General features: G+C 62.7%; 17 protein-coding genes. 11 read left to right on the top strand and 6 right to left on the bottom strand.

Going from position 1 to position 20,243, the window contains the following annotated elements; translation table 11 throughout:
- The first annotated feature begins 143 nt into the window (after positions 1-143).
- Positions 144-1,301: a nitric oxide-sensing protein NosP gene (nosP, locus tag KI237_RS16085; RefSeq protein ID WP_212796085.1), complete on the top strand. Its 1,158-nt coding sequence runs from the start codon at positions 144-146 to the stop codon at positions 1,299-1,301.
- Positions 1,231-3,873: a hybrid sensor histidine kinase/response regulator NahK/ErcS' gene (gene nahK, locus KI237_RS16080; protein ID WP_249410614.1), complete on the top strand. Its 2,643-nt coding sequence runs from the start codon at positions 1,231-1,233 to the stop codon at positions 3,871-3,873. The genes nosP and nahK overlap by 71 nt, the downstream gene beginning before the upstream one ends.
- 188 nt (positions 3,874-4,061) lie before the next feature.
- On the opposite strand, the gene KI237_RS16075 is transcribed toward nahK, so the two are convergent.
- From KI237_RS16075 to KI237_RS16050, 6 genes are all read right to left on the bottom strand, one after another.
- On the bottom strand, positions 4,062-4,727 hold the full coding sequence (locus KI237_RS16075) for a response regulator transcription factor (protein ID WP_212796083.1): 666 nt from the start codon (positions 4,725-4,727) through the stop codon (positions 4,062-4,064).
- Between the two features lie 59 nt (positions 4,728-4,786).
- Positions 4,787-5,320 (bottom strand): PQQ-dependent catabolism-associated CXXCW motif protein, encoded by a 534-nt coding sequence (locus KI237_RS16070; RefSeq protein ID WP_212796082.1) that lies wholly within the window; start codon positions 5,318-5,320, stop codon positions 4,787-4,789.
- A 254-nt stretch (positions 5,321-5,574) separates the two neighbouring features.
- Positions 5,575-6,369, bottom strand: coding sequence for a lanthanide ABC transporter permease protein PedC (locus tag KI237_RS16065; RefSeq protein ID WP_212796081.1), 795 nt, complete (start codon positions 6,367-6,369; stop codon positions 5,575-5,577).
- A complete protein-coding gene (locus KI237_RS16060; RefSeq protein WP_212796080.1) occupies positions 6,366-7,097 on the bottom strand; it encodes a lanthanide ABC transporter ATP-binding protein PedB/LutE in 732 nt (243 codons plus the stop codon). Before KI237_RS16060 ends, KI237_RS16065 begins: the two co-directional genes overlap by 4 nt.
- Positions 7,094-8,098 (bottom strand): YVTN family beta-propeller repeat protein, encoded by a 1,005-nt coding sequence (locus tag KI237_RS16055; RefSeq protein WP_212796079.1) that lies wholly within the window; start codon positions 8,096-8,098, stop codon positions 7,094-7,096. Before KI237_RS16055 ends, KI237_RS16060 begins: the two co-directional genes overlap by 4 nt.
- A gap of 27 nt (positions 8,099-8,125) precedes the next feature.
- A complete protein-coding gene (locus KI237_RS16050) occupies positions 8,126-9,292 on the bottom strand; it encodes a lanthanide ABC transporter ABC transporter substrate-binding protein PedA1 (RefSeq protein ID WP_212796078.1) in 1,167 nt (388 codons plus the stop codon).
- 639 nt (positions 9,293-9,931) lie between these two features.
- On the opposite strand from KI237_RS16050, the gene pedF reads away from it, so the two are divergent.
- From pedF to KI237_RS16005, 9 genes are all read left to right on the top strand, one after another.
- Positions 9,932-10,393 (top strand): cytochrome c-550 PedF, encoded by a 462-nt coding sequence (pedF, locus tag KI237_RS16045; RefSeq protein WP_212796077.1) that lies wholly within the window; start codon positions 9,932-9,934, stop codon positions 10,391-10,393.
- A gap of 5 nt (positions 10,394-10,398) precedes the next feature.
- Positions 10,399-11,274, top strand: a complete 876-nt coding sequence (locus KI237_RS16040; RefSeq protein ID WP_212796076.1) for a substrate-binding periplasmic protein — start codon at positions 10,399-10,401, stop codon at positions 11,272-11,274.
- Between the two features lie 10 nt (positions 11,275-11,284).
- Positions 11,285-12,040 (top strand): quinoprotein dehydrogenase-associated SoxYZ-like carrier, encoded by a 756-nt coding sequence (locus KI237_RS16035; protein ID WP_212796075.1) that lies wholly within the window; start codon positions 11,285-11,287, stop codon positions 12,038-12,040.
- 18 nt (positions 12,041-12,058) lie between these two features.
- Positions 12,059-12,988 carry a quinoprotein relay system zinc metallohydrolase 1 gene (locus tag KI237_RS16030; RefSeq protein ID WP_212796074.1) on the top strand — a complete coding sequence of 310 codons (930 nt, stop codon included), beginning with the start codon at positions 12,059-12,061 and terminating at the stop codon, positions 12,986-12,988.
- A 275-nt stretch (positions 12,989-13,263) separates the two neighbouring features.
- On the top strand, positions 13,264-15,039 hold the full coding sequence (locus KI237_RS16025) for a PQQ-dependent methanol/ethanol family dehydrogenase (RefSeq protein WP_212796073.1): 1,776 nt from the start codon (positions 13,264-13,266) through the stop codon (positions 15,037-15,039).
- Between the two features lie 285 nt (positions 15,040-15,324).
- Positions 15,325-16,845 (top strand): acetaldehyde dehydrogenase ExaC, encoded by a 1,521-nt coding sequence (gene exaC / locus KI237_RS16020; protein ID WP_212796072.1) that lies wholly within the window; start codon positions 15,325-15,327, stop codon positions 16,843-16,845.
- Between the two features lie 277 nt (positions 16,846-17,122).
- Positions 17,123-17,194, top strand: coding sequence for a pyrroloquinoline quinone precursor peptide PqqA (gene pqqA / locus KI237_RS16015; protein ID WP_003243383.1), 72 nt, complete (start codon positions 17,123-17,125; stop codon positions 17,192-17,194).
- 132 nt (positions 17,195-17,326) lie between these two features.
- Positions 17,327-18,484 carry an alcohol dehydrogenase-like regulatory protein ErcA gene (gene ercA / locus KI237_RS16010; RefSeq protein ID WP_085982611.1) on the top strand — a complete coding sequence of 386 codons (1,158 nt, stop codon included), beginning with the start codon at positions 17,327-17,329 and terminating at the stop codon, positions 18,482-18,484.
- Positions 18,468-19,838 carry a hybrid sensor histidine kinase/response regulator gene (locus KI237_RS16005; RefSeq protein WP_212796071.1) on the top strand — a complete coding sequence of 457 codons (1,371 nt, stop codon included), beginning with the start codon at positions 18,468-18,470 and terminating at the stop codon, positions 19,836-19,838. Before ercA ends, KI237_RS16005 begins: the two co-directional genes overlap by 17 nt.
- The last annotated feature ends 405 nt before the right edge of the window (positions 19,839-20,243 follow it).

Here is a 20,243-nt window from a genome sequence, read left to right as displayed (position 1 = left end):
TGTATCGCGGGCAAGCCTTGCTCCCACCTCGCGGGAGCAATCTCCTCCCATGGAAGCGTCCACCCGCTACCCAAGTAGCATTCGTCGCCTCGGCTCATCTTCGTACACTCAAGGTCCCTATCACGCACCCGCCGGAGGCGTAAATGCAGCAGGCAGAAGGCGTGGTCAGCGCCATGTCCGCAGCGACGGATGTCCAAGACGTGGCCCAGGCATTGGCGCGGCAGTTGTTGCACCCTTACCTGGGCTTCGTGCTGTTCTTCTGTTCCGCCGAATATGACCTCCCGGCCCTGGGCCAGGCGCTGTCCAAGAGTTTCGGCGGGATTCGCCTGGTGGGCTGTACCAGCGCCGGTGAAATCACCGCCCAAGGTTATGGCCGCAACTGTGTGACGGCGGTGGGGTTCGATCATCGGCACTTTTCCATTGCCGCTGAACTGATCGGCGAAATGGAGCATTTCAGCCTGATCGACGCCCAGCAAATGGTCGAGCGTCTGGCCAGCGGCTGTCGCGGCAACGCTTTGGCGCCGATCAAGGGCCACAGTTTTGCCTTGACCCTGCTCGATGGCCTGTCCAGCCGCGAGGAAATGGTGCTGGCGGCCCTGAGCGCCGCGCTGGGGGACATCCCGCATTTCGGCGGGTCGGCCGGCGATGACAACTACCTGACCCACACCCACGTGTATTTCGAAGGCCAGTTCCACAGTGGCGCGGCGGTGGTGGTGTTGATCAATACCTGGCTGGAATTCGAAGTCTTCACCACTCATCACATCCTGCCCCGGGAGGAGAAACTGGTGGTGACCGGCGCCGACAGTGCCTCGCGACGGGTCTACGAGCTCAACGCCGAACCTGCCGCCGAAGAGTACGCCCGGCACATCGGCGTGCCGGTGAGCGCCCTCGACTACCGGGTCTTCGCCGCCCATCCACTGGCGGTGCGCATCAACGACCAGTACTACGTACGGGCGATCCAGCAGGTGCACTCGGACCTGAGCCTGAGTTTCTACTGTGCGGTGGAGAACGGCATCGTTCTCACTGCGATGACCCCCGGACCCATGCTGCACAACCTGCAAACGCTGTTCGACGGTTTGCAGGCACGCCTCGGCGATTTGCTGCTGACCATCGGCTGCGATTGCTTTCTCCGGCGCCTGGAGCTGGAAGATCGCGGCGGCCTGGAGCAGATCGGCCAGTTCCTGCGCGAACACCGGGTGATGGGGTTCAACACCTATGGAGAACAGTTCAATGGCATGCACATCAACCAGACGTTCACCGGAGTTGCCATTGCCCGACATCGCGTCCCCGGCCATCGCTGAGCTGCAGGCCCAGGTCGCCAGCCTGCAGCACGACAACCGCAAGTTGCGGCGTATCAACGAGGCGCTGATCGAGCGGGTGGAGTCCGGCGTAACCCGGGGCAACGATCCCTATGCGGCATTCCAGCACTCGGTGGTGCTGGCCGAGCAGGTGCGCGAGCGCACCGATGCGCTGAACCAGGCCATGGCTGAACTCAAGGCCGGCAATCACTTGCTGGGCGAGGCGCGGCTGCGGGCAGAAACCGCCCACCGGCACTTGATCGACGCCATCGAAAGCATCTCCGATGCGTTTGTGCTGTTCGATGAGCAGCAACGCATTGTCCTGTTCAACAGTCGCTTCAAGGCCTTCTGGGCCAACAGCCGGGTGCGCATCATCGCCGGAATGCGTCTTTGCGAGGTCAAGCGCTTGATGACCGCCAACGGGCTGTTCAGCGAAGAACCCCGGGGCCAGGCCGACGAGCACGTGCTGTATCGCTTGCAGAACGGACGTTGGTTGCAAGTCAGCGAGCGCCCGACCCAGGAGGGCGGCCGGGTCATCCTGTTTACCGACATCACTGACGTCAAGCTCAGTGAAACCGTGCGCCGCGAGCAGGCTATCGCGCAGAAATCCCACCTGTTGCAGCGCGCGGTGGACAACCTGTCCCAGGGCGTGGCGATGGTCAACGCCCAAGGTGTGCTGGAGCTGTGGAACCGGCGCTTCCTCGAACTCAGTGGCCTGGCACCGGTGGCGGCGCACCGGCCGTTCAACGAAGTGATTGCCGACAGTGAGTTGCAACTGCTGACCCCGGCCAGTCGCGACAGCAACGGCCGACTGATCCACGAATCCGAGCAGCGCCTGTCCGATGGCCGGGTTCTGGAGATCCGTACGCATCCCTTGCCCACCGGTGGCTACGTCAACACCTTCACCGACATCACCGAGCGCTACCAGCACGCCGAGGCGCTGAGCGAAAGCGAACGCTGGATTCGCCTGATCACTGACCATGTGCCGGCGCTGATCGCCTACCTCAACGCCGACCTGGTCTACGAATTTACCAACAAGGTCTACGAGCAGTGGTATTGCTGGCCCCGTGGCGTGATGCTCGGCCAGAACCTGCGCGAAGCCCATAGCGAGCAGCATTACCAGCGCCTGGAAGCCTACGTGGCGCGGGCGTTGGCGGGTGAGAGCGTGACGTTCGAGTTCGCCGAGACCAACATCAACAACCAGGAACGCTACATGCTGCGCTCCTATGTACCCAACCGCCTGGCCAACGGCGAAGTGGTGGGGATTTTCGTGCTGATCCGCGACATCACCGAACGCCGGCGTACCGCTGAAGCGCTGCACCAGGCCTACCAGAACCTGGAACAGCGGGTCCAGGAACGCACGGCCGAGCTCACCACGCTCAACGATCAGTTGCTGCGCGAGATCGACGAGCGCAGCCGGGTGGAGTTGCGCCTGCGCGAGGCCAAGCGCGAGGCCGAGCAGGCCAACCTGTCGAAAACCAAGTTTCTCGCAGCGGTCAGCCATGACCTGCTGCAACCGCTCAACGCCGCTCGGCTGTTCACCAGCGCCTTGCTCGAGCGCCGCGAGCCGGTGGCCAACGCGCAATTGGTGCGCAACGTCAGCAATTCATTGCAGGACGTGGAGAACCTGCTGGGTACCCTGGTGGACATCTCCAAGCTGGACGCCGGGGTGATCAAGGCCGATGTCGCGCCGTTTGGCCTCAGCGAGCTGCTCGACAACCTGGCTGCCGAATACGCCCAGATCGCCCGCAGCGAAGGGTTGGAGCTGCACTTTGTCGGTTGTTCGGTGCTGGTGCGCAGCGACATGCAATTGCTGGCGCGGATCCTGCGCAATCTGCTGAGCAACGCCATTCGCTACACCCCCAGTGGCCGGGTGGTGCTGGGTTGCCGGCGACACCGCCAGCGCGTGTCGATCCAGGTCTGGGACAGCGGCATCGGCATTGCCGAGAATCGCCTGGAGGAGATATTCCAGGAGTTCAAACGCGGCGACGTGCAACGCCCGAACCAGGACCGTGGGTTGGGCCTGGGCCTGGCGATTGTCGAGAAAATTTCCGGGATTCTCGGGCACCGGATCCAGGTGCGTTCCTGGCCGGGCAAGGGCTCGATGTTCTCTATCGACGTGCCGCTGAGCGCCACCGCGCCCAAGCCGCTGCCATGCCTGGACATGAGCGAGCCGATGCTCGAACGACTGCGTGGGGCGCGGGTCTGGGTGCTGGATAACGATGCGGCGATCTGTGCCGGCATGCGCACTTTGCTGGAGGGCTGGGGTTGCCAGGTGGTGACGGCGTTGTCGGAACAGGACTTGGCCCGCCAGGTGGACAACTACCACGTCGAGGCCGACCTGCTGATCGCCGATTATCACCTGGACAACGATCAGAACGGTGTCGATGCGGTGGCCCGGATCAACGCCCGTCGGGCCTCACCGATCCCGGCCATGATGATCACTGCCAACTACAGCAACGAACTCAAGCAGCAGATCCGCGAACGCGGGCACACCCTGATGCACAAGCCGGTGCGGCCGATGAAGCTCAAGATTGCGATGAGTCATCTGTTGGGGCAGCCCCAGAGCCATTGAGCCGAACGGTTTTTGTGGCGAGGGAGCTTGCTCCCGCTGGGGCGCGCAGCGGCCCTTAAACCATGCACTGCGGTATACCTGTCGGAACGAGGTTGGCTTTGGGAGGGGCTGCTGTGCAGCCCAGCGGGAGCAAGCTCCCTCGCCACGGGTTGGATGTCAGTGGTGGGAGCCGGCGTTGTCGGTGAGTATCAACGTCGCAGATAAGCCCCGAAATCAATATCCCCGGCACTGAGGATCGCCTGCACCCGGTTGTGCACGTTGAGTTTGCGCAGGATCGCCGAGACGTGGGCCTTGACCGTTGTTTCGGCGATTTCCAGGGTGTAGGCGATCTGCTTGTTCGACTCGCCCTTGGTCATGCGTTCGAGCACCAGCAGTTGCTTGCGGGTCAAGGCCTGGAGCAGTTCCGGTGGGAACGCCGGGGTTTCGTTCAGGCGCCGGCCCATCGGGCTTTTTTGCGTGCGAATGATGTCGGGCGGCAGGTATACGTTGCCGTTGAGGATCTGCTCGATGGCGTCGGTCATCTGCGAGCGTGGCGAGGATTTGGTGATGAAACCCACCGCGCCATAGGTAATGGCCTGCAGCACCACCTGCTTGTCCTGCTCGGCGGAGACGATCACCACGGGGATGGTCGGTGCCTCGTTGCGCAGGTTGATCAGGCCATTGAGCCCGTGCATGCCGGGCATGTTCAGGTCCAGCAGGATCAGGTCCAGGTCGTCGTGCTCGGCAGTCAAGGCCAGGGCACTGTCCAGGTCGGCGGTCTCCATGACCTCGCTGCCAGGAAAGCCATCGCTGATGACGTTGTGGATGGCTTCGCGAAACAGTGGGTGATCGTCGGCTATCAGGATTTTATACATGGCCATTCACCTTGTTATTGTCATGTAGGGCAGGGCAGTTGTACGCACTTTTTGCAGAGTCATGGAAAGGGTTCGGGCCGGGCCGCTTGCAAGGGCAGGTTGGCCGCCTCCCAGGCATCGAGGCCGTCGCGGTACCAGTACACATGGTTATAGCCTATGGCAGCGGCGCGTTTTACCGCGTTCCAGCTTAGCCAGCAATCGGCGCGGCAATAAAAGACCAACGGCGAATCCAAACGTCCGCCGGTGGCCGTGCGCAGGTGATGGCTGAAGTAGTCCTGCCAGCTCGGGTCGAGCTCGCCGTCGCCGGTATTGGCCAGCCACAGGCTGCCGGGGAGATTGGCGTGGGGTTCGTTGTCGATGAAACGCCCTTGGACCCATGGCCGACGATAAACGTCGATCAGCACTGGGGGCGAGGCTTGGCCGAGCAAGTGTTGCAGGGCCTGGGTGTCGAGGGTCTGGGCGCCGTCGACGGTGGCGGGCGTCGGGCTGCGGTATTGGGCGATGCGATAGCCCTGCGCGGAAAACAGCGCGGTATCGGCCTGCGCGACATTCAGCGCCAGGCCCAACAGGAGGATCGCCAGCAAACGGGGCATAGGATTTATCCTTTTTGTTATGCACCCATTACATGCCAGGGTCGAGGTCTTGTGAATGCGACCATAGACAGGAAAAGCAGTACTAAAGTAGTAATTCGAGTACTAAAGACCCGCGCGACATGGAGAACATGTACCAAACCCTGTGGGAGCAAAGCTTGCTCGCGATAACGGTGTGCCAGTCAGCATCAATTCTGGATAAGCCGCCGCCATCGCGAGCAAGCTGTGCTCCCACAGATTGTCTGTGCAATGAGGCGTTAGCTGCCGGCCTTGCGCAACGCCGCATGCTGCGGATTGAACGTCCACACCGCCAACAGCGCGAACAGCAGGGTCAACCCCACGCACACCGCCATCGCCAGCAGGTTGAACTGCTCGTACAGCGCAAAACGCACCAACTCCACGCCGTGGGTGAACGGGCTGACCGAGCAGAGCCAGTACAGCCAAGGGCTGGCTTCCTGCATTTTCCACAGTGGGTACAGCGCTGAAGACAGGAAGAACATCGGGAAGATCACGAAATTCATCACCCCGGCGAAGTTTTCCAGTTGCCGGATGGCATTGGACAGCAGCAAGCCCAGGGCGCTGAGCATCAGGGCCACCAGCAGCAAGGCGGGCAGGGCCAGCAGCAGGCCCTGGGGCGGTGGCTGGATGCCGTACAACCAGGCGATGGCGAGAAAAGCGTAGACCTGCAACAGCGAGATCAGCGAGGTCGCCAACAACTTGCTCGCCAGCAGGAAAGCCCGGGGCAGGGGGCTGGTGAGCAACACGCGCATGCTGCCCATTTCCCGGTCGTAGACCATCGACAGCGAGCCCTGCATGCCGTTGAACAACAGGATCATGCAGGCCAGCCCGGGCACGATGTACACCTCGTAGGGGATGTAGGTGTCGTAGGGCGCGATGATGGCGATGCCCAGTGCTGCGCGAAAACCGGCGGCGAATACCAGCAGCCACAGCAGTGGGCGTACCAGGGCACTGAGCAGCCGTGTGCGTTGCAGCACGAAGCGCAGCCATTCGCGCATCACGATGCCGCTGAAACATTGCCAATATGCGTTCATGGCCGAACTCCCGAGGCAGTCAAACGGGTGAAGGCCGAGCCGAGGGTGCCACCGTGTTCCGCGCTCACCGCGTCGGCCTGCCCGCTGGCGACCAGGCGGCCTTGATGCACGATCAGCAGGTCGTCGCTGGGCTGTACTTCGTCCAGTAGGTGAGTGGTCCAGAGCACGCTGATGCCCTGCTCGCTGCACAGTTGCCGGATGTGCAGGCCCAAGGCGAGGCGGCTGGCCGGATCCAGGCCGACGCTGGGTTCGTCGAGCAACAACAGGCGCGGTTCATGGAGCAGGGCGCGGGCGATTTCCACCCGGCGCCGATGACCGCCGTTGAGGTCGCGCACCCGCTCGTGGCGCCGCTCGGTCAGGTGTTGGCGGGACAGTTCGGCATCGATGCGGGCGTTGCCCTGGCGCCGCGAAAAGCCATGCAGCGCCAAGTGGTAGCGCAAGTTCTGTTCAACGCTCAGGTCCAGGTCCAGGGTGCTCTGCTGGAACACCACGCCCAACTGGCGCAGCGCCGGACGCGGAGATTTTTGCAGGGAATGACCGCTGACGCGGATGTCGCCGCGTTGCAGGTCGTACAGGCGTGTGAGCAGGGCGATCAGCGTCGACTTGCCAGCGCCGTTGGGTCCCAGCAGCGCAGCGAAACGTCCCGCGGGCAAGCAGAAATTCATCTGCTTGAGGGCTTCGCGCGCACCATAGGCAAAGCTCAGGTCGCTGACCTCCAGGGCGTTCATGGCGTGACCACCACGCCCCAAGGGTAGCGTCCGACTTTCACCGACTTCAGGACCTTACGGCTCTGCACGTCGATCACCGAGACATCGCCGCTTACCCCATTGGTCGCCAGCAGTTGACGCTGGTCCGGGGTGAACGCCAGTTGCCAGACCCGCCGACCCACCAGCAGGTAATCCAGCACTTCGAAGGTTTTGGCGTCGATCACCGCCACATGGTTGGCCGGGCCCAGGGCGACGAACGCCAGCGCGCCGTCGGCGCTGAGCTTGATGCCCACCGGCTGGACTTTGTCCGGGTGCACGCCCTTGATCTGGAACGTCAGGGTCTTGAGGATCTTGCGCGTTGCCACGTCGAGCACGGTCAACGTGCCGCCGATCTCCGCCGAGGCCCAGAGCTGCGTACCGTCGCGATTGAACTCGACGAAACGTGGCCGCTGGTCCACCAGGGTGCTGTCGGCCAGGGTCTGGGTGCTGGTGTCGATCCAGTGCAGCATGTTCGTGGTTTCACTGGTGTTGACCGCCCATTTGCCGTCGGGGCTGACGGCCATGCCTTCGGGTTCGACACCCACGCCGATCTGGCCCAGGACTTCGGAGGTCTGGGTATCGATCACCGTCACCAGCGCATCGTCTTCGTTGGACACATACAGCCAACGGTCGTTGGGGTGCAGGGCGAATTGTTCCGGGTCCTTGCCGGAGGGCAGTTCCTTGATGATCTTGCGGGTGGCGACGTCCATCACCTGGACCCGGTCCGAGTCGCTGGCGCAGATGTACAGCAGGCGATTGTCGTGGGACAGCAGCAGGCCTCGGGGGCGCTGGCCCACCGGCAGGGTTTCGATGACTTCCAGGCTCTGCATGTCGATCAGGCTCAGGCTGTTGTCTTTTTCGTTGGAGACCCAGGCAATGCTGGCGGCGGCGGGGCCGGCGGCAAGCAACGCTGCGCCCAGGGCGAGGGCTTTGCATAACCGGGTTGGGCAGAGCCGGGCTGGGTAAGTCAGGGAGCGGCGCATGGCGGTTTTCCTTATTGTTGTTATCGATCAGGGGTAACGGCAGCTCACTTCGGGCTGGTCATAGCCCAGGCTGTCCATTTCATTGGAGGGGTGCAGAAAACCGTCCTGGGGCGAGGTGCTGACCAGTGCCCGTGGCTGGACCAGAGGAATCGGTTGGCGCAACTGGCCGTTCCAGGGCCGGTAGCTGAGCTTGCGACCTTTGAATCCGTCCAGGGGCAACTGGTCGCTGAGGGCCAGTTGGCGGATGGCGAGCGGGTCGGCCTGACGTAATTTGCTCACGGCGCTGGCGATGCTGCGCACGGCAATCCAGGCGGCGAAATCGCGGTCGTTCATCCAGCGTCCGGCCAGGGCTTCGAAGCGTTTTTGCAGTTGCGCCGCGCCGTAGGTTTCCACGGTCTTGTGCCAGCCGGTGGGCGTCAGCCCTTGGGTGCCGGCCACTGGACGCGGGTACCAGGTCTGGTAGGGCAGGTATTCGCCGAAGTCGCCGCGCTCGTCGGCCACCAGCACCACGTCATACTCGGCGGTCTGGGTGAACAGCGGCATGTCCGCCTGGGCGCTGCGGCGCTGGTCGTTGTCGAACTGCCAGGCTTTCTCGGCGACGATCTTCATGCCGAAGCGTTTCATGGCCCGGCGCAATGCGGCGGCATAGGCCTGGTCCTCGGGCGTCTGGCCGACGATCAGCAAGGCTCGCTGCCATTTACGCACGACGCTGAACTGCACCAGGGCATCGGCGAGCATGGCGCGGTCGGGCAGGCTGTGCAGCACGTTGCCCAGGCAGTCGGTGGTGCGCAGGCTGTCGTCGGGGCTACCGGCGTTGAACAGCAGGCTGTCGGGCAGGGCGGCGCTGAGTTGGCGCAGGCTGGTGGCCGGTGCGTTGACCACGAACAACCGCAGGCCCTGGTCGTGTTGGGCTCGGGCGGCCTGGAGCAGCGCTTCGGGCGTGTCGACGCTGGCGCTTTCCAAGCGGTAGTCGTGCTTGAGAAAACGCCCGGTGCTGTTGCTGTCGACGATCGCCAGTTCAGCACCGCGCAACCCGGCATCGGCCGGTTCGGCAATGACGTTGGACAGCAACGGGCCCGGATCGGGACGATAACCCAGGTAGCCGATGTGCACTTGCAGCGGCGTGGCATCGCCCGCGTGAGCGGTTGCCGCTGCCAGCAGAGAAACCAGGGCGTAACTGACGAGCCGGCGCATGACATCCTCCATTGCAGGTAGCGCCAGCATAGGAAGCCCAGGGTCATGGGGAAATATGCAGAAAGTACCGCCGGTGCAGTACCAAGGTAGTAACTCACCTTGGCGGCCCGGGTTTTAGCATGCAAGGCATCGTCATTGACCAGGAGGGACAGACCGTGCGGATTCTCAAGGCACTGCTGCTGCCGTTTCTGCTGATCCTGAGTTTGATCGGGGTTGATCGTCCCAGAACCTGGAAACCTCGGAGCCCCGCTGTGGGAGCGAGCTTGCCCGCGATAGCGGTGGTTCAGTCAACCTCAGTATTGGATGTGCTGCCGTCATCGCGAGCAAGCTCGCTCCCATAGGGGATGGGGTGCTGGTCAGAGGTTGTTTCTGCGCCGTTGCCTTATCCCAACTCGGCATCTTGAACACCCAGAACGAACCACCCTGGGCCATGGGCTTGGTCAGCTCGTACGGAAAAAGTCCCGCCCTTGCCGGGAAGCGTTCCCGAACCGCCGGTCTTTACGACCTGCGTCGGATGGCCTGCTACCAAGGAACTAGAACGCGGCCACCAAAGCAGCATTCGGCTGGCGACAAGGGGTTCCTAAGATGACGGTACGGCCTCTGTAAAGAGGTCTTGCGTGTAATCCAGAGGGCATAACAATGACAACAAAACGCAACGCCATCATCGCTACCGCACTGCTGATGGGGCTGACCGGCGCAGGCTCCGCATGGGCTCATGGCAACGTAGTGCCCCAGGCAGTGGAAACCAAGGGCCTGACCCCAATCAAGGACACCGGTGTCGCCTTGGACGGTGATGGCTGGGCCACGGTGAACCCTTATCGCACCTCGCCCGAACACGACCGGGCATTGGAGATCGGCTCATCGGCCTACAACCAGAACTGCGCGGCCTGCCATGGCCTGGAAGCCAAGTCGGGCGGGATCGCCCCGGACCTGCGCATGCTCGACGCCGCCGACGCCGGCGATGAATGGTTTGTCGAGCGCGTGCGTCACGGTGCGGTGCGCGACGGCCGGGTCTACATGCCGAAAATGGCCGACTACCTGAGCCAGGAGGCCTTGTGGGCGGTGCGCACCTATCTCGACAGCGTGCACGTCGAGGAGTGATCGCCATGCGCCTGTTCGCATGGGTAATGTGCAGCCTGCTGCTGTGGGGGCAAACGGTGCAGGCGCAGGTGCGCAGCTACGATCAGATGATCGCCGCCGGCGAACTGAAGGTGGCGGTGTACAAGGACTTTGCGCCCTACAGTTTCGAAGACCATGGCCAACCCAGGGGGGTGGACGTGGAGTTGGCGCAAGCCCTGGCCAAAGCGCTTGGCGTGCGCCTGCAATTGATCTGGGCGCCGCCCGGCGAGAAGCTCGATGACGATCTGCGCGACTATATCTGGCGCAGCAGCCCGCTGCACGAGCGGCAATTGGCCGACTTGATGATGCGTGTCCCGTACGATCACGACTACGTGCAAAAGCGCAACGACGTCGGCGAGCTGGAAAATGCCCAGGTGGTGATGTTCGGGCCTTACCAGCAGGAGTGCTGGCAGGTGGCGTATGACCGGCGCCGGTTGGATTCGGTAGGCAGTGTCGCGGTGTTCCAGCAGCACCCCATTGGCGTCGAAGTCGACAGCGTGCCGTCGTTTTACCTGACGTCAGTGTTCAACGGCATGCTCAGTACCAAGACCCACCACTACCCCGGTGTCAGCCAGGCCTTCAAGGCCATGCAGGCCGGGGAGGTGGACGCCGTCATGGCCATGCGCGGGGAAATCGATTGGCAGGTGCACGAGGCTGCCGATCCGCAACTGGCGCTGGCGGAAAATGCCTACCCGAACATGGGCAAGCAACGTTGGGAAATCGGCATGGCGGTGCATGAAAGCAACCGTCAGTTGGCCTATGCGGTGGAAGAGGCACTGGAAGGTTTGATCCGCGACGGCAGCATCAAAGCGGTGTATGCCCGCTATGGCCTGCGCTACGAAGTACCTGAAATGTACCAATAGGAGCGCAGGGATGAACTGGCGAGCGTATGGCCTGCTGTTGTGGTGCCTGCCGTGGCTGGCGGTGGCAGTCGAACCAGGAAAGGACCCGGTGCCGTCGGTGATGTGGGCCTTTTATCACAAGCAATTGCTGGGGGACGCGCCGTTCGTGTTCGATGATCGGGTGCGGCTGCTGGCGCCCCCCTTTGCTGAAGACGCACGCCAGGTGCCACTGGAAATCGACGCCCGTGCCTTCACCGGTGACGTTCTGCGGGTGCTGGCCTGGGCCGAACTGAACCCGTTGCCGAAAATCGTCGACTTCCAACCAGGGGAGCGAGTGTTGCCCTGGCTGTCGATCCGCATTCGCATCGAGCAAGCGACGCCGTTGCGTGCCGCCGTGCAGACCCGCGATGGCCTGTGGCACGTCGGCTCGACCCTGATCGACGCGGCCGGTGGCGGCTGCACCGCGCCCAGCGTGGTGCGCACCCAGCCGGGTTGGGAGGACCACCTGGGCGAGGTGTTGGGTGCCCGCTATCCCCGCGGCGAATCGAGCCGCCTGCGCCTGCAGGTGGCTCATCCGATGGATAACGGCCTGGTGAGCGGCATCCCGGAGTTTTTCCTCAACCAGGCACAACTGCTGGACGCCGACGGCCAGGTGCTGGCGCGCCTGGCGCTGTTCCCGGCAGTCAGTGAAAACCCCAACCTGGGCTTCGACATCCGAGGCCCGGGCCAGACCCGCCTGGTGCTGCGCGACAACAGTGGCAACGAGTTCGAGGCGGCCATTCCCTGAACATAAAAGGAGCGTGTCATGCGCTGGCTGTTACTGCTCTGTTTTGGCCTCTGCCTGCCGGCATGGTCCGCCACCGATTACTCACTCAAGCCTCGGCAGATCGCCGAAGGCACTTGGCTGCTGGAAGGCAGCACCGAGAATTTTGCCAAGGCCAACGGCGGCAACATCGTCAACACCGCGTTCATCGTCACCGATGCCGGCGTGGTGGTGATCGACACCGGGCCGTCGAAGCGCTACGGCGAGGCGTTGCGCCAGGCCATTGCCGCGACCACCGATAAACCGGTGATCCAGGTCCTGCTGACCCATCATCACCCCGACCACGTTTTGGGCAACCAGGCCTTCAGCAATGTGCCCATTGGCGCCTTGGCGGGCACCACCGACCTGTTGCGGCAACAGGGCGATGCACTGGCGGAAAACATGTACCGGCTGGTGGGCGACTGGATGCGCGGCACCGAGGTGGTGTTGCCAACCCAGGTGCTGAACCCCGGTACGTTGACGGTGGGCGATCACTCGCTGCGCCTGTTGCAACTGGCCGGGCACACCGGGGCCGACCTGGCGATTTTCGACGAAACCACGGGTGTGCTGTTCGCCGGCGACCTGGTGTTTTACGACCGCGCCTTGACCACCCCCAACAGCCCGGGGCTGGAGGTCTGGCTCAGGGACCTGGACACCTTGCAGGCCTTGCCCTGGAAGCAGATCGTGCCCGGCCACGGTCCGGTCGCGAGCGACGCCCGGCCCTTTGCACAGATGCGCGACTACCTGGGTTGGCTCGACCAACTGATGCGCGACGGCGCGACGCGGGGCGATGACATGGCCGAGATGATCCGCAGCCCCATTCCCGAGCGTTTTGCCGGGATCAGCCTGAGTCGGTATGAGTTGATTCGCAGTGTCAGTCACCTGTATCCGCGGTATGAGCGACTCCAGATGAGGCGAGTCGACAACCACTGACCTTTGGAGGAGCTGCCGAAGGCTGCGATCTTTTGATCTTTCGCTTGAGATTCAAGTGTTTGGGCAAAGATCGCAGCCTCGTCAGCTCCTACGGCTCCTGTATTCCAGCGGGGTAGATATCCTCGCCACAATGAGCCTGTCTTGTCTCTCGTATGTACCAAGGAACTAGAAAACTCAACACAGCGGGCAATTGTTGGCAACGGCTTCGAGCCCAAGAATCTGTGGCAGACCGGGAAAAATTCCCGGGTATAACAATAACCGCAGAGGTAGCCGTCATGAGTCATCCCGCACGTCGCCAACCCTTCGCCGTGAGCCTGCTGCTCAGTGCCATGTTGCTGTCCGGTTCGGCCCTTGCAGCCGTGACCGATCAGGAAATTCTCCAGGACCCGAAAAACCCGCAACAAATCGTGACCAACGGCCTGGGTGTCCAGGGCCAGCGCTACAGCCCGCTTGACACCCTCAACGTCGACAACATCAAGGACCTGCGACCGGTCTGGGCGTTTTCCTTCGGCGGTGAAAAGCAGCGCGGCCAGCAGGCCCAGCCGATGATCAAGGACGGGGTGATGTACCTCACCGGCTCCTACTCGCGGGTGTTCGCGGTGGATGCGCGCACGGGCAAGAAACTGTGGCAGTACGACGCGCGCCTGCCCGATGACATCCGTCCTTGCTGCGACGTGATCAACCGCGGCGTGGCCTTGTATGGCGACCTGGTGTTCTTTGGCACCCTCGACGCCAAGCTGGTGGCCTTGAACAAGGACACCGGCAAAGTGGTGTGGAGCAAGAAGGTCGCCGACCACAAGGAAGGCTACTCCATCAGCGCCGCGCCGCTGGTCATCAACGGCAAGCTGATTACCGGCGTGGCTGGGGGCGAGTTCGGCGTGGTGGGCCAGATCAGCGCCTATGACCCGAAAAATGGCGAACTGCTGTGGACCCGCCCGACCGTGGAAGGCCACATGGGCTACGTCTACAAGGATGGCAAGGCGATCGAGAACGGCATCTCCGGCGGCGAGGCCGGCAAGACCTGGCCGGGCGATCTCTGGAAAACCGGCGGTGCCGCGCCTTGGCTGGGCGGCTACTACGACCCGGAAACCAACCTGCTGCTGTTTGGCACCGGCAACCCGGCCCCGTGGAACTCCCACCTGCGTCCTGGCGACAACCTCTATTCTTCGTCGCGCCTGGCCCTGAACCCGGACGACGGCAGCATCAAGTGGCACTTCCAGAGCACGCCGCACGACGGCTGGGACTATGACGGTGTCAATGAACTGATCTCGTTCAACTACAAGGAAGGCGGCAAGGACATCAAGGCGGCGGCCACCGCCGACCGTAACGGCTTCTTCTACGTGCTCGACCGCACCAACGGCAAGTTCATCCGCGGCTTCCCGTTTGTCGACAAGATCACCTGGGCCACTGGCCTGGACAAGGACGGTCGGCCGATCTACAACGAGGCCAGCCGTCCGGGTGCGCCGGGCAGCGAAGCCAAGGGCAGTTCGGTGTTCGTCGCACCGGCGTTCCTCGGCGCGAAGAACTGGATGCCGATGGCGTACAACCAGGACACCGGGTTGTTCTACGTGCCGTCCAACGAGTGGGGCATGGACATCTGGAACGAAGGCATCGCCTACAAGAAGGGCGCGGCGTTCCTCGGGGCTGGCTTCACCATCAAACCGCTGAACGAGGACTACATCGGCGTGCTGCGGGCCATCGACCCCAAGACCGGCAAGGAAGTCTGGCGCCACAAGAACTACGCGCCGCTGTGGGGCGGGGTCCTGACCACCAAGGGCAACCTGGTGTTCACCGGTACGCCTGAAGGGTTCCTGCAAGCATTCAACGCCAAGACCGGGGAAAAGGTCTGGGAATTCCAGACCGGCTCCGGCGTGCTCGGCTCACCCATCACCTGGGAAATGGACGGCGAGCAATACGTCTCCGTGGTCTCGGGTTGGGGCGGTGCGGTGCCACTGTGGGGCGGCGAGGTGGCCAAGCGCGTGAAGGACTTCAACCAGGGCGGCATGCTCTGGACCTTCAAGTTGCCGAAGGAACTGGTGGCCAAGCGCTGAGCTGAAATAACGCCGGGCGCTGCCTTTGTGGCGACTGCTCTGTGGGAGCAAAGCTTGCTCGCGATGCAGTCGCCTCGGTTTCCTGAGAGACCGCATCGCCTTCATCGCGGGCAAGCCTTGCTCCCACAGACGTTTCGCCAAATATCCTCGTCCCAATGCTTGAAACCTACGACCAAATAACGAGAGTCCCCCCTGCCAACGACGCATTCGTCCGACAGGCGGGGCTCTCTACCATCGGCCTATCGCCTGTCCCGTGACAGGCATCGACCAGGCAGAGGCCCCATCATGATCTACGCACAACCCGGAACCCCAGGCGCCGTCGTTTCCTTCAAACCGCGCTATGGCAATTTCATCGGCGGCGAATTCGTCGCGCCGGTCAACGGCGAGTACTTCACCAACACCTCCCCGGTCAATGGCGAAGTCATTGCCGAATTCCCACGTTCCAGCGCCGCCGACGTCGACAAGGCACTGGATGCCGCCCACGCCGCAGCCGATGCCTGGGGCAAGACCTCGGTGCAGGACCGTTCCCTGGTGCTGTTGAAAATCGCCGACCGCATCGAGCAGAACCTGGAAATCCTCGCTGTCAGCGAAACCTGGGACAACGGCAAGGCCGTGCGCGAAACCCTCAATGCCGACGTGCCGCTGGCGGCCGACCATTTCCGTTATTTCGCCGGCTGCATCCGCGCCCAAGAGGGTGGGGCGGCCGAGATCAACGAACTGACCACGGCCTATCATTTCCACGAGCCGCTGGGCGTGGTCGGGCAGATCATCCCGTGGAACTTCCCGCTGCTGATGGCCGCCTGGAAACTTGCCCCGGCCCTGGCCGCTGGTAACTGCATCGTGCTCAAGCCGGCTGAACAGACGCCGCTGTCGATCATGGTCTTCATCGAACTGGTCGCCGACCTGCTGCCGCCCGGCGTGCTGAATATCGTCCATGGTTTCGGTCGCGAAGCCGGTGAAGCCCTGGCCACCAGCAAGCGCATCGCCAAGATCGCCTTCACCGGTTCCACCCCGGTGGGCTCGCACATCATGAAGTGCGCCGCCGAGAACATCATCCCGTCCACCGTGGAACTGGGCGGCAAGTCGCCGAACATCTTCTTCGAAGACATCATGCAGGCTGAGCCGGCCTTCATCGAGAAAGCCGCCGAAGGCCTGGTGCTGGCGTTCTTCAACCAGGGTGAAGTCTGCACCTGCCCATCTCGCGCCTTGGTGCAAGAGTCGATCTATGTGCCGTTCATGGCCGAGGTGATGAAAAAGATCGCCAAGATCAAGCGTGGCAACCCGTTGGACACCGAGACCATGGTCGGCGCCCAGGCGTCCGAGCAGCAATTTGACAAGATCCTCTCGTACCTTGAAATTGCCCAGCAAGAGGGTGCCGAGCTGCTCACCGGCGGTGCGGCCGAGCGACTCGAGGGGGATTTGTCGAGCGGTTATTACATCCAGCCGACCCTGCTCAAGGGCCACAACAAAATGCGCGTGTTCCAGGAAGAAATCTTCGGCCCGGTAGTGGGCGTGACCACCTTCAAGGACGAAGCCGAAGCCCTGGCGATCGCCAACGACACCGAGTTCGGCCTCGGCGCCGGCCTGTGGACCCGCGACATCAACCGCGCCTACCGCATGGGCCGGGCGATCAAGGCCGGTCGCGTGTGGACCAACTGCTACCACCTGTACCCGGCGCACGCCGCGTTCGGTGGCTACAAAAAGTCCGGCGTGGGGCGTGAAACCCACAAGATGATGCTCGATCACTACCAGCAGACCAAGAACCTGCTGGTGAGCTACGACATCAATCCACTGGGCTTCTTCTAACCCGATAGCGCAGTAAACCCCCTGTGAGAGCGAGCCTGCTGTAGGAGCAAGGCTTGCCCGCGATACAGGCGACTCGGTCTCCGGTCAGGCCTGGGCGACTCATCGCGAGCAAGCTTTGCTCCCACAGTAAGACTTGCTCTCACAATGGGTTTTGTAGCGCTCCTGAATAGCTACCAACGCACCCCACCCACCGCTTCGAAAGTAGCATTCGAGCCCCGGGCGTGACGTGCATTAATGACCTTGCCGGAATCGCCCGGTACAAGAAGAGGAAAGACCCATGTGGACTAAACCCGCGTACACCGACCTGCGTATTGGCTTTGAAGTGACGATGTACTTCGCCAACCGATAAGGGCAGGCCCGGCCTGATGCGTTCAGGCCGGGCTACCCATTGGTCTGATTGCAATCACGGCGGGATGCTTTAGGCTCAAGGTATCCCAAGACAATAACAACAGGCTTACCGATGAGCCACGTACCTGAAAAAATGAGCCTCAGCCCACTGCGCAAATTCGTTTCCCCTGAAATCATGTTCGGTGCCGGTTGTCGGCACAATGTCGGCAATTACGCCAAGACTTTCGGTGCACGCAAGGTGCTGATCGTCACCGATCCCGGGGTCATCGCCGCCGGTTGGGTGGCTGACGTCGAAGCCAGTCTGCAGGCCCAAGGCATCGATTACTGCGTCTACAGCGCGGTTTCGCCCAATCCGCGGGTCGAGGAAGTGATGCTCGGTGCCGACCTTTACCGGGAAAACCATTGCGATGTCATCGTTGCGGTGGGCGGTGGCAGCCCCATGGATTGCGGCAAAGGCATCGGCATTGTCGTTGCCCACGGCCGCAACATCCTTGAGTTCGAAGGCGTCGATACCCTGCATGTACCCAGCCCGCCGCTGATCCTGATTCCCACCACGGCGGGGACGTCGGCTGATGTGTCGCAGTTCGTGATCATCTCCAACCAGCAAGAACGGATGAAGTTTTCCATCGTCAGCAAGGCGGCGGTGCCGGATGTGTCGCTGATCGACCCGGAAACCACCCTGAGCATGGACCCGTTCCTGTCCGCCTGTACCGGGATCGACGCGCTGGTGCATGCCATCGAGGCGTTCGTGTCCACCGGTCACGGCCCGCTGACCGACCCCCACGCGCTGGAAGCGATGCGCCTGATCAACGGTAACCTGGTGCAGATGATCGCCAACCCGGCGGACATCGCCCTGCGGGAGAAAATCATGCTGGGCAGCATGCAGGCCGGGCTGGCGTTCTCCAACGCGATCCTCGGTGCAGTGCACGCGATGTCCCATAGTTTGGGCGGTTTCCTCGATTTGCCCCATGGCTTGTGCAATGCGGTACTGGTGGAGCATGTGGTGGCGTTTAACTACAACTCGGCACCGGACCGTTTCAAGGTGATTGCCGAGACGCTGGGCATCGACTGCCGGGGGCTCAACCACCGGCAGATCCGCACTCGGCTGGTGGAGCACCTGATTGCCCTCAAACGCACCATCGGTTTCCACGAGACGCTGGGCCTGCATGGCGTGAGCACCTCGGACATTCCGTTCCTGTCGCAGCATGCGATGCATGACCCGTGCATCCTCACCAACCCTCGGGAGTCGAGCCAGCGGGATGTCGAGGTCGTCTATGGCGAAGCCCTCTGACGAGCAGCAAAAAGCCCTGGCCGGGCTGCTGGGGTTGGGCAATCACTCAACACGCAAGAGTCACTACCCGGAACTGGCGGCGCGCCTTAATGAGCTGGAGCAGGCCCGGCAGCACCTGCAACAGCTCAATGATCAACTGGAGCAGCGAGTGGCCGAGCGTACCGACGCGTTGCTGGAGGCCAACCACAACCTGCAGCAGCAGATTGTCCAGCGCGAACTGATCGAGCAACAGTTGCGCGATGCCCGGGACGCCGCCCAGGCCGCCAACCGCAGCAAGGACAAATACCTGGCAGCCGCCAGCCATGACCTGTTGCAGCCACTCAACGCGGCCCGCCTGCTGATCGCCACGTTGCGTGAACGCCAGTTGCCTACGGCCGAGCATGTGCTGGTCGAACGGACTCATCAGGCGCTCGAAGGGGCCGAAGACCTGCTCACCGACCTGCTGGACATCTCCCGGCTGGACCAGGCCGCCGTCAAGCCCGATCTGGCGCCGTATCGGCTGGATGAGTTGTTGGGGCCGCTGGTTTCAGAGTTTCAATCGGTGGCCGGCGCCGCAGGGTTGGAGCTGCGGGTGCGGTTTGGCGACGAAGCCGTGCTGACCGACCTGCGATTGATCAGCCGTATCCTGCGCAACCTGCTGAGCAATGCCTGCCGCTACACCGCTCAGGGCGGTATTCTCCTGGCGGCCCGGCGCCGGGGAGGGGGCTTGAGCATCGAGGTCTGGGATACGGGGCGGGGCATCGCTGCCGATTGCCTGGAGTCGATTTTCCTCGAATTCAACCAACTGGATGTCGGCCGGGCAGCGGACCGCAAAGGCGTGGGACTGGGGTTGGCGATTGTCGAACGCATCGCCCACATCCTCGGTTACCGGGTCCAGGTACGTTCTCGGCCGGGGCGGGGCTCGGTGTTCAGCATCGAGGTACCGCTGTCCAGCGAAAAACCTCTGCCCATGTCGCAGGTCCCGGTACAGGCGGTCGCCGGCAACCCGCTGCCGGGGCGACGTTTGTTGGTGATCGACAATGAATTGAGCATTTTGCAAAGCATGGCGGCGTTGTTGGGGCAGTGGGGTTGCGACGTGTTGACCGCCACCGATGAAGCAGGCGCCCTGGATGTGCTGCAAGGCCGTGCGCCGGAGCTGATCCTGGCGGATCTCCACCTGGATCACGGAGTCGTGGGTTGTGAAGTGGTCAAGCACCTGCGCGAGCATTTCCACCAGGCGATCCCGGCGGTGATCATCACCGCCGACCGCAGCGACCAGTGCCGTCGCGCCTTGCGCAAGCTGGATGCGCCGCTGCTCAACAAGCCGGTCAAGCCTGGCAAGTTGCGAGCGGTGTTGAGTCAGATGCTGGGATAGGGGCCGGGCTGCCGTCATCGCGAGCAAGCTCGCTCCCACAGAGGCTTGCTTGAACACACCGGGTTCCTTTGTGGGATCGCGCTTGCTCGCGATAGAGAGTCCGCCGAAGGGCGCTTTACTCCAAGCTCCAACGCCGCGTTTACCCAGTGTTTTTGTCAGGAATGTAAAAAGACGCTTCGATCTGTTTATTTCCTTATGTAAACTCCCCCTCCGCTGCGACTATCGGGCACGGCCGCGCCAGGCCCGATGAACACCGTTTGCAGCGTCCCTCACCCCAGCTGAAGCCAAGACCTACAAGAAGTCAGCGCCGGAGAGACATAAACGAGAGGCCGACGTATCGCTCGGCCCTGTAGGTCCATCCTCCGGTCCTTCTCGATAGCCGTCCTGCTGGCGTTGCCGGCCATG

It is taken from the genome of Pseudomonas sp. St316 (assembly GCF_018325905.1).
Lineage (GTDB): Bacteria > Pseudomonadota > Gammaproteobacteria > Pseudomonadales > Pseudomonadaceae > Aquipseudomonas.
This window is presented reverse-complemented; position numbering and strand designations above follow the sequence as displayed.

What these genes read in the sequence shown, in the direction of transcription:
- nosP (WP_212796085.1), top strand. Translation starts at nt 144, where the DNA reads ATGCAGCAGGCAGAAGGCGTGGTCAGCGCCATGTCCGCAGCGACGGAT.
- nahK (WP_249410614.1), top strand. Translation starts at nt 1,231, where the DNA reads ATGGCATGCACATCAACCAGACGTTCACCGGAGTTGCCATTGCCCGAC.
- KI237_RS16075 (WP_212796083.1), bottom strand. Translation starts at nt 4,727, where the DNA reads ATGTATAAAATCCTGATAGCCGACGATCACCCACTGTTTCGCGAAGCC.
- KI237_RS16070 (WP_212796082.1), bottom strand. Translation starts at nt 5,320, where the DNA reads ATGCCCCGTTTGCTGGCGATCCTCCTGTTGGGCCTGGCGCTGAATGTC.
- KI237_RS16065 (WP_212796081.1), bottom strand. Translation starts at nt 6,369, where the DNA reads ATGAACGCATATTGGCAATGTTTCAGCGGCATCGTGATGCGCGAATGG.
- KI237_RS16060 (WP_212796080.1), bottom strand. Translation starts at nt 7,097, where the DNA reads ATGAACGCCCTGGAGGTCAGCGACCTGAGCTTTGCCTATGGTGCGCGC.
- KI237_RS16055 (WP_212796079.1), bottom strand. Translation starts at nt 8,098, where the DNA reads ATGCGCCGCTCCCTGACTTACCCAGCCCGGCTCTGCCCAACCCGGTTA.
- KI237_RS16050 (WP_212796078.1), bottom strand. Translation starts at nt 9,292, where the DNA reads ATGCGCCGGCTCGTCAGTTACGCCCTGGTTTCTCTGCTGGCAGCGGCA.
- pedF (WP_212796077.1), top strand. Translation starts at nt 9,932, where the DNA reads ATGACAACAAAACGCAACGCCATCATCGCTACCGCACTGCTGATGGGG.
- KI237_RS16040 (WP_212796076.1), top strand. Translation starts at nt 10,399, where the DNA reads ATGCGCCTGTTCGCATGGGTAATGTGCAGCCTGCTGCTGTGGGGGCAA.
- KI237_RS16035 (WP_212796075.1), top strand. Translation starts at nt 11,285, where the DNA reads ATGAACTGGCGAGCGTATGGCCTGCTGTTGTGGTGCCTGCCGTGGCTG.
- KI237_RS16030 (WP_212796074.1), top strand. Translation starts at nt 12,059, where the DNA reads ATGCGCTGGCTGTTACTGCTCTGTTTTGGCCTCTGCCTGCCGGCATGG.
- KI237_RS16025 (WP_212796073.1), top strand. Translation starts at nt 13,264, where the DNA reads ATGAGTCATCCCGCACGTCGCCAACCCTTCGCCGTGAGCCTGCTGCTC.
- exaC (WP_212796072.1), top strand. Translation starts at nt 15,325, where the DNA reads ATGATCTACGCACAACCCGGAACCCCAGGCGCCGTCGTTTCCTTCAAA.
- ercA (WP_085982611.1), top strand. Translation starts at nt 17,327, where the DNA reads ATGAGCCTCAGCCCACTGCGCAAATTCGTTTCCCCTGAAATCATGTTC.
- KI237_RS16005 (WP_212796071.1), top strand. Translation starts at nt 18,468, where the DNA reads ATGGCGAAGCCCTCTGACGAGCAGCAAAAAGCCCTGGCCGGGCTGCTG.